Genomic DNA, 7,263 nt, shown 5'->3' with positions numbered 1-7,263 from the left:
GGCAATCTGGAATGAATTTTGGCTACGTTACTGTGAACGGAGTGAACAGTAACGTTACTGGGTTACTGGTTATCGGTAATATCCCGCTTAAGAGATCAATTGTTTTTTATAGCCGCATATTTTCGGCATACAGTCTCAGCAACTTTGATTCCATCCATGGCAGCACTTGTGATTCCGCCTGCGTAACCTGCACCTTCGCCACATGGATAAATTCCTGCCATATTTGCTGTGAGCTCCTGATCACGTACGATTCTTACAGGAGAAGAAGTACGGCTTTCAATGCCACTGAGCAGTGCATCCTCTCTGTCAAATCCGGAAATTCGTTTTCCGAAGGCTCTGACACCTTCTTCAATAGAATCGCCTACTGCTTTTGGCAGAACAGAGCGTACATTTGTCAGTATATATTCTCCCTTCATACAGGGAGTAACCTCTCCTAATGCTTCACTTGCCTGATTTTTGCAAAAATCACCAAACAGCTGAACAGGAATTTTTCCTTCTCCGAGCTCCCATGCTTTTTTCTCCAGATCACGCTGAAATTCTACGCCGCCAAGAACTCCTTTATCCGGGAAATCTTCTGGTGTAACGGTGACGATCATGGCACTGTTTGCATTTCTGGAATCACGTGCCTGATAGCTCATTCCGTTCACTGCGAGACGACCGGGTTCAGAGGATGCATTTACAACATATCCGCCCGGACACATACAAAAAGAATAAACACCTCTGCCATTTGCACACTTATGGGTTACTTTATAGCTGGCTGCACCAAGTAATTCATTCTCAGGCTCTCCATAAAAATCCATATTGATCATTTCCTGAGGATGTTCAATACGCAGCCCCACTGCAAATGACTTTGGCTCCATATAAACACCACGTTTCTGTAACATTTCAAAAGTATCTCTTGCACTGTGTCCTGGTGCCAGTACACAGACTTGTGCAGGGATTCTCTTATCATTGTTGATCTCAATTTCTTTTAATGTATTGTTCTCAAAAATCAGATCTGTCACCTTGGAACGGAAGCAGAATTTTCCTCCCATTTCTTCGATTTCATGACGCATTTTTTCAACAATACCAACCAGCACATCCGTTCCCAGATGTGGCTTCTGCTGATAAATAATTTCTTCCGGTGCGCCGGCAGCTACGAAACGCTTCAGTACCTCATGATTACGTCCGTAAGGATCTTTTACCAGCGTGTTCAGCTTTCCGTCGGAAAAGGTGCCGGCGCCGCCCTCTCCGAACTGTACATTGGACTCAGGGTCAAGAACACCATTTTTCCAGAAATTCTCTACTGTTTTCTGACGTTTCTCAGCCTCTTCTCCGCGTTCAAGTATTATTGGACAATATCCGGCCTTCGCAAGATACCATCCGCAGAAAAGCCCTGCAGGACCACTTCCCACAATAACGGGAGAATGTAAAAGAGGTGTCTCACCCGGAGAGGGAAATTCATATGGTTTCTCTTCTGTTAACATAATGTTGTTATTGTTAACTTTTTTGGCGAGTTTCTGTTCATCTCTGATCGTTACATCTACAGTATATACAAAGATTTTGTCATTTTTGTGTCTGCAGTCCAGAGATTGCTTTTTTATCTCGTAAGTAAAACTGTTTCCGGGATTTTTTAATGTTTTTGCAATCTTTTTTTCGAGCTGTGCCTTTGTATGTGTGATTGGAAGTTTCAGCTGTGAAATTCGAATCAATTTTTCTCCTCCTTTGCTGCATTTTTGCCGGCCACTGCGCCGCTGCTCCATGCCCATTGCAGATTATATCCGCCACATGTACCGTCAATATCCAGAAGCTCCCCTGCAAAATACAGACCCCTACAGAGCTTTGACTCCATGGTTTGAGAATTTACCTGTGAGGTATCTACTCCCCCGGAGCAGACCTGTGCCTGTGAAAATGACATGCCATCCTGCACTTCAAGAGGAAATTCCCTTATGGCAGAAACCAGTTGTTTTTGTGATATAAGGATTTTGATAAGCTTTTCCGGGAAAAGTCCCACCAGGAGTTCTTTTTCTTTTTTATAGGGACATGCCTTCTTTCGTGCATACAGAAGTTTCTTTAATTCTTCTTCTGACAGCTCCGGCATGAAATTAATGCGGAGCTCTGCTTTATGTCCTTCTCTGACTGCACGTACTGCATAAGTGCTGAGCTGAAACACTGGGATTCCGGAGATTCCGTATTCTGTAAGCTGCAGCTCGCCATGTTCAGATTTACAGAATTTCCCATCTGTAAAAAGAGAAATCTCTCCTTCTGTACGTACGCCTGCCCATGCCTTAAAAGAAGAACCTTTACACTTCAGGGCAGTAAGTGCCGGATAAACCGGGACAATGCGGTGCTGAAAGCTCTCTGCCAGCATATATCCGCTGCCGTCTGAACCTGAAACAGAAGATGCCCGGGATCCATTGGCAAGTATCAGTGCATCTGCATCATAGTGCCATCCTTTTGTCAGGATTTGGAAATTCTTTCCATTTGTCCCGGTTTTTATTTCTGTAACCTGTTCGTTTGTCTTTATTTTCACACCCAGACTGGCAGCCTCCATGCACAGTACATCTACAACACTCTGCGCCTGATTGCTTCTCGGATAAAGATAGCCGTTTCTGTTTAAAGGATAGATTCCTATCTCTTTGAAAAACTCAATGGTATCCTCGACAGAAAACTCTCTGAGTGCATCTTCGACAAATTCCGGATGTTCACCTCTGTATGCATCATCCGGTCTTGCAAGATTGGAAAAATTACATCTGCCGTTTCCTGTAGCACAGATTTTCTTTCCGGGTTTCTCGTTCTGTTCCAGAACAGTGACTGCTGCCCCGTTTCGGGCTGCCATGATCGCTGCCATCAGTCCACAGGCTCCTGCTCCTGTGATCACTACCTGTCTTTTTTTCATAAAGTTACAAGTCCTTTATCAACCATTTTCTGCAGGGACATCAGAACACCCAGTTTTGCATGTTCCCAGGTAAGTCCTCCCTGAAAATACACTGCATATGGAGGCTTCATCGGACCATCTGCAGAAAGTTCGATAGAAGAACCCTGCACAAAAGCACCTGCTGCCATGATAACCTGACTGTCATATCCGGGCATATCCCATGGCTCCGGATCCACATAACTGTCAACCGGAGCTGCTGCCTGAATACCCTTACAGAACGCGATCAGACCTTCCGGTGTGCCAAGGCTTACTGCCTGAATGATGTCCTGACGTGGCTCTGTGGAATCCGGGATTACCGGGAATCCAAGTTTCTTATAAATATTTGCCGCAAACACAGCTCCCTTTAACGCACCCTTGGTAACCATTGGTGCAAGGAAAAATCCCTGGAAGAAAGAACGGTTGACTCCCAGAGTTGCGCCTACCTCACTGCCAAGTCCGGGACAGGTCATTCTGTAAGAAGCATTCTCCACGCACTCCTTAGTACCTGCAATATAACCGCCGATAGGCGCAAGTCCGCCGCCCGGATTTTTGATCAGAGAACCAACAATCATATCAGCTCCCACATCACTTGGCTCAATGGTATCTACAAACTCACCGTAGCAGTTATCCACCATACAGATCACATCCGGTTTAATACTCTTTACAAAAGAAATCAGTTCTCCAATCTGCTTTACAGAGAAAGACGGACGTGTCTGGTATCCTTTGGAACGCTGGATCTCCACAAGACGTGTCTTTTCATTGATTGCTTTACGGATGCTGTTATAATCAAAGGTTCCGTCTTCTAACAGTTCCACCTGACGGTAACTTACTCCATATTCTGCGAGAGAACCTTTTGACGGGCGGATGCCGATCACCTCTTCCAGAGTATCGTAAGGCTTTCCGGCAGGTGCCAGAAGTTCATCACCCGGACGGAGATTACCGAATAAGGCAATGGCCAGCGCGTGAGTTCCGCATGTGATCTGCGGGCGTACCAGACAGGCTTCCGTATGGAAAGTATCTGCATAAACCTTTTCAAGTGTTTCACGGCCAATATCGTCATATCCATAACCGGAAGAACTTCCGAAGCATTCTGCGCTTACTTTATTTTTCTGCATGGCAAGAAGCACCTTCATCTGGTTATATTCTGCCGTTTTATCAAATTTTTCAAATCTTTCTTTTAAAGATTCCTCAATCTTATGACCAAAGTCATAAACCTCTGAAGAAATCCCAAGCTGTGCGTACATTTCTTTCATAATTTGTTTCGTCCTCATTTCTGTTTGCATTATTATCTTTATTTTATCTCTGAATTTCACTTATTCTGTATCAGTGATTTTTAAGAAAAATTCGGTTATAAAATTCCTCTGTCCCTGCATACCTTCAGCATTTCATCAAGGATTCTGTCTTCATTATAGTCAAATTCATCCTTATTCATCCAGATGGTATCCTTCTCCCTGCGAAACCAGGTCAGCTGGCGTTTTGCAAAATGTCTGGTATCTCTTTTCAGGATCCTGACCGCTTCCTCTAACGGATACTCGCCATCCAGATATGCAAGGATTTCTTTATATCCAAGTCCCTGCATGGAAACCATCCCCCTGTGGTATCCCATATCTTTTAACTTCTGCACTTCCTCAAGGAGTCCCTCTTTTAACATCTCATCAATACGGTCATCAATCCGTTTATAAAGAAGTTCCCTTGGTACATTCAGCACAAAATATGCCAGATTATAAGGGGTTTCGTGTTCCTTCTGCTCCTGATTATGTGCGGAGATCGGCGACTGGTTCTGATGATAAAACTCCAGTGCCCTGATCACACGTTTTACATTATTGGCGTGGATTTCCCCGGCACTGACAGGATCAACATCCAAAAGCATCTGGTGCAGATATTCATTTCCCTTCTCTGCAGCAAGCTGTTCCAGCTCCTGACGGTATCCGTCTTCCTGCTCTGCCTGAGTAAAATCAATATCCTTTGTAATAGCCTGTATATAAAATCCGGTTCCTCCTACCAGAACAGGAATTTTCCCCTTGGCATAAATTTCTTTCATGGCAGCTTTTGCCATCTGCTGGAATTTCACGATATGAAATTCTTCCTGAGGCAGCAGTTCATCTACCAGATAATGCTTTACTCCCTGCATCTCCTCCGGCCGGATCTTAGCTGATCCAATATCCATATATTTGTAGACCTGCATGGAATCAGCAGAAATGATCTCTCCGTTTACTGCTTTCGCAAGAGCGATGGATAGATGGGTTTTTCCTGCTGCCGTCGGTCCTGTAAGAACGATCAGTGGCTTTTTCATAATAGCTCCTTTATATAAACTATACAATACGTTTAAATTTCTTTTCCAGTTCTGTTTTAGTCATGGAAATAATCGTCGGTCTTCCATGAGGACAGTGATAGGGGTTCTCCAGTGTGAGCAGTTCATCGATCAAGGCATTTGCTTCCCGGTCGGACATCTGGTGATTTCCCTTTACCGCAGCCTTACATGCCATGGTGGCCAGTCTGGAAGCAAAGATTCCAAGTGGATCCTTATCCTTCTCAGAAGCAAGATTGTCAAGCATTTCCAGAAAAAGTTCTTCCTCCGTAAGACCGTACAGATTGGCCGGGACTGCATTGATACAGTATTCCTTACCGCCAAATGGTTCAATCTCAAATCCAAAATCCTCGAAATATTTACGGTTAGCCTTAAGAAGAGCTTCTTCCTGAAGATTCAGGGATACGATCAGCGGCGGACTGAGATACTGGGATTCTACTGTCTGCTCACGAAACCTTTTTACGAAACGCTCATAATAAACCTTTTCATGTGCCGCATGCTGGTCGATAATAAAAAATTTATCCTCAAACTGAACAAGCCAGTAAGTATCAAAAATCTGTCCGATCAGCTGATGACGGCTTCGGGATTCAGGAGCAAGAAGTTTCTCCTCAAATAATTCCAGCTGCTGTGGTCTGATTTCTTCTGATATTACATTTTTGTTTTGTTCTATCTGTTTTCTGTTTCCTTCTGAATCCACAGCAGTCTTCAGATATTCTGCAGTTTTCTGTTCTGCAATTTCCTGCTTTGTCTCTGAAAATACCGGTTGTTCTTCATTCTTTTTATCGCTTAGTGTTCCCTCAAAAAGCTGTTCCTCTGCCTTGGTAAGAGGATCCCTAGTCTGATAGATCTGCTGTTCACGCACTGCCTGTTCTGCCATTGTAACAGTTCCTCGTGGTAGTGCGGTATGCTCAGAAACCCTGGAAGCTGTATTTACAGTCTGTGGACGATACTCCGGAATTTCAGCCCGACGTCTGGTTTCAAATGGCTCCGGTACATCCCCCGGTTTTACCACAGGCTGCTGCTTTTTAATCGGTTCTTCTTTTCCAAAAGGCACTGTCTGGATCATTTCTCTTGTGGTAAGAGCCTTGTGGACTGTCTCGTAAACTGCATCATAAACTTCTGTTCCTCTTGCAAACCGCACCTCCATCTTGCTTGGATGCACATTTACATCCAGATCATTTCCCTCCATCTGAATATGAAGAGAAACAAAGGGAAACTTATGCTGCATGAGAAAACCCTTATAGGCATCCTCTATCCCCTTTGCAATGATCCGGTTCTTTACAAAACGTCCGTTAATATAATAATTCTCAAAGGTACGGTTACCTCTGGAAATCTCCGGTTTTCCCACAAAACCCTCAATCTTCATGAAATCATTCTCGTAGGATACCTCAAGAAGTGCTTTGGTGATATCTCTTCCATATATATTATAAATCACATCTTTCACATTGTAATTTCCGGAAGTATGAAGCTTCACCTGTTTATTCTGGATATATTTAAAAGAAATCTCAGGATGGGACAATGCCAGCTGCTCCATCAAAGTGCTGACATAATTTCCCTCCGTAGTATCTGATTTCAGGAACTTGCTTCTAGCAGGTGTATTGTAAAAAAGATTTCTCACCAGGAAAGTAGTTCCTTCCGGTGCTCCCATATCCTCTAAAGACTCCTGTACACCACCGTTGATCACATAACGGACGCCGCTTAATGCAGATGGGGTTTTTGTGATCAGTTCCACCTGTGCAACAGCAGCAATACTGGACAAAGCCTCACCGCGAAATCCAAGAGACGCAATGTGTTCCAGATCCTCAACCTTCTCAATCTTACTGGTGGCATGACGCAAAAATGCCAGGGGTACCTGATCTCTTTCCATACCCCCGCCATTATCTGTGATACGTATCATCTTTTTGCCGCCGTCTGTGATCTCCACTGTTACAGCAGTTGCTCCTGCATCAATTGCATTTTCCACAAGCTCCTTCACAATGGAGGACGGACGTTCCACTACCTCACCGGCAGCGATCTTATCTATGGTCTGCTGGTCTAATACTGCAATTTTTCTCAACTT

Annotated in this window: 5 protein-coding genes; all 5 read right to left on the bottom strand. The window is 44.1% G+C overall.

The window, feature by feature from the left end; genetic code table 11:
* Positions 1–95: 95 nt before the first annotated feature.
* Positions 96–1,691 (bottom strand): NAD(P)/FAD-dependent oxidoreductase, encoded by a 1,596-nt coding sequence (locus tag LI074_RS11570; protein ID WP_173698133.1) that lies wholly within the window; start codon positions 1,689–1,691, stop codon positions 96–98.
* Entirely contained in the window at positions 1,688–2,878 is a 1,191-nt protein-coding gene (locus LI074_RS11565; RefSeq protein ID WP_173698132.1) for an NAD(P)/FAD-dependent oxidoreductase, read from the bottom strand. Before LI074_RS11565 ends, LI074_RS11570 begins: the two co-directional genes overlap by 4 nt.
* Positions 2,875–4,149, bottom strand: coding sequence for a methionine gamma-lyase family protein (locus tag LI074_RS11560; protein ID WP_173698131.1), 1,275 nt, complete (start codon positions 4,147–4,149; stop codon positions 2,875–2,877). The genes LI074_RS11565 and LI074_RS11560 overlap by 4 nt, the downstream gene beginning before the upstream one ends.
* A gap of 95 nt (positions 4,150–4,244) precedes the next feature.
* Positions 4,245–5,189 (bottom strand): tRNA (adenosine(37)-N6)-dimethylallyltransferase MiaA, encoded by a 945-nt coding sequence (gene miaA, locus LI074_RS11555; protein ID WP_022379971.1) that lies wholly within the window; start codon positions 5,187–5,189, stop codon positions 4,245–4,247.
* Between the two features lie 19 nt (positions 5,190–5,208).
* Positions 5,209–7,260 (bottom strand): DNA mismatch repair endonuclease MutL, encoded by a 2,052-nt coding sequence (gene mutL, locus LI074_RS11550; RefSeq protein ID WP_022379970.1) that lies wholly within the window; start codon positions 7,258–7,260, stop codon positions 5,209–5,211.
* Positions 7,261–7,263: the final 3 nt, after the last annotated feature.

Source organism: Blautia sp. MSK18_10, assembly GCF_020553185.1.
Classification (GTDB): domain Bacteria; phylum Bacillota; class Clostridia; order Lachnospirales; family Lachnospiraceae; genus Blautia_A; species Blautia_A wexlerae.
The sequence above is the reverse complement of the archived record's forward strand: the minus strand, read 5'-3'. Positions and strand labels throughout refer to the sequence as shown.

Bases quoted from the DNA above. Each gene is read 5' to 3' on its own strand.
- LI074_RS11565 (WP_173698132.1), bottom strand. From the start codon at position 2,878: ATGAAAAAAAGACAGGTAGTGATCACAGGAGCAGGAGCCTGTGGACTG.
- miaA (WP_022379971.1), bottom strand. From the start codon at position 5,189: ATGAAAAAGCCACTGATCGTTCTTACAGGACCGACGGCAGCAGGAAAA.
- LI074_RS11560 (WP_173698131.1), bottom strand. From the start codon at position 4,149: ATGAAAGAAATGTACGCACAGCTTGGGATTTCTTCAGAGGTTTATGAC.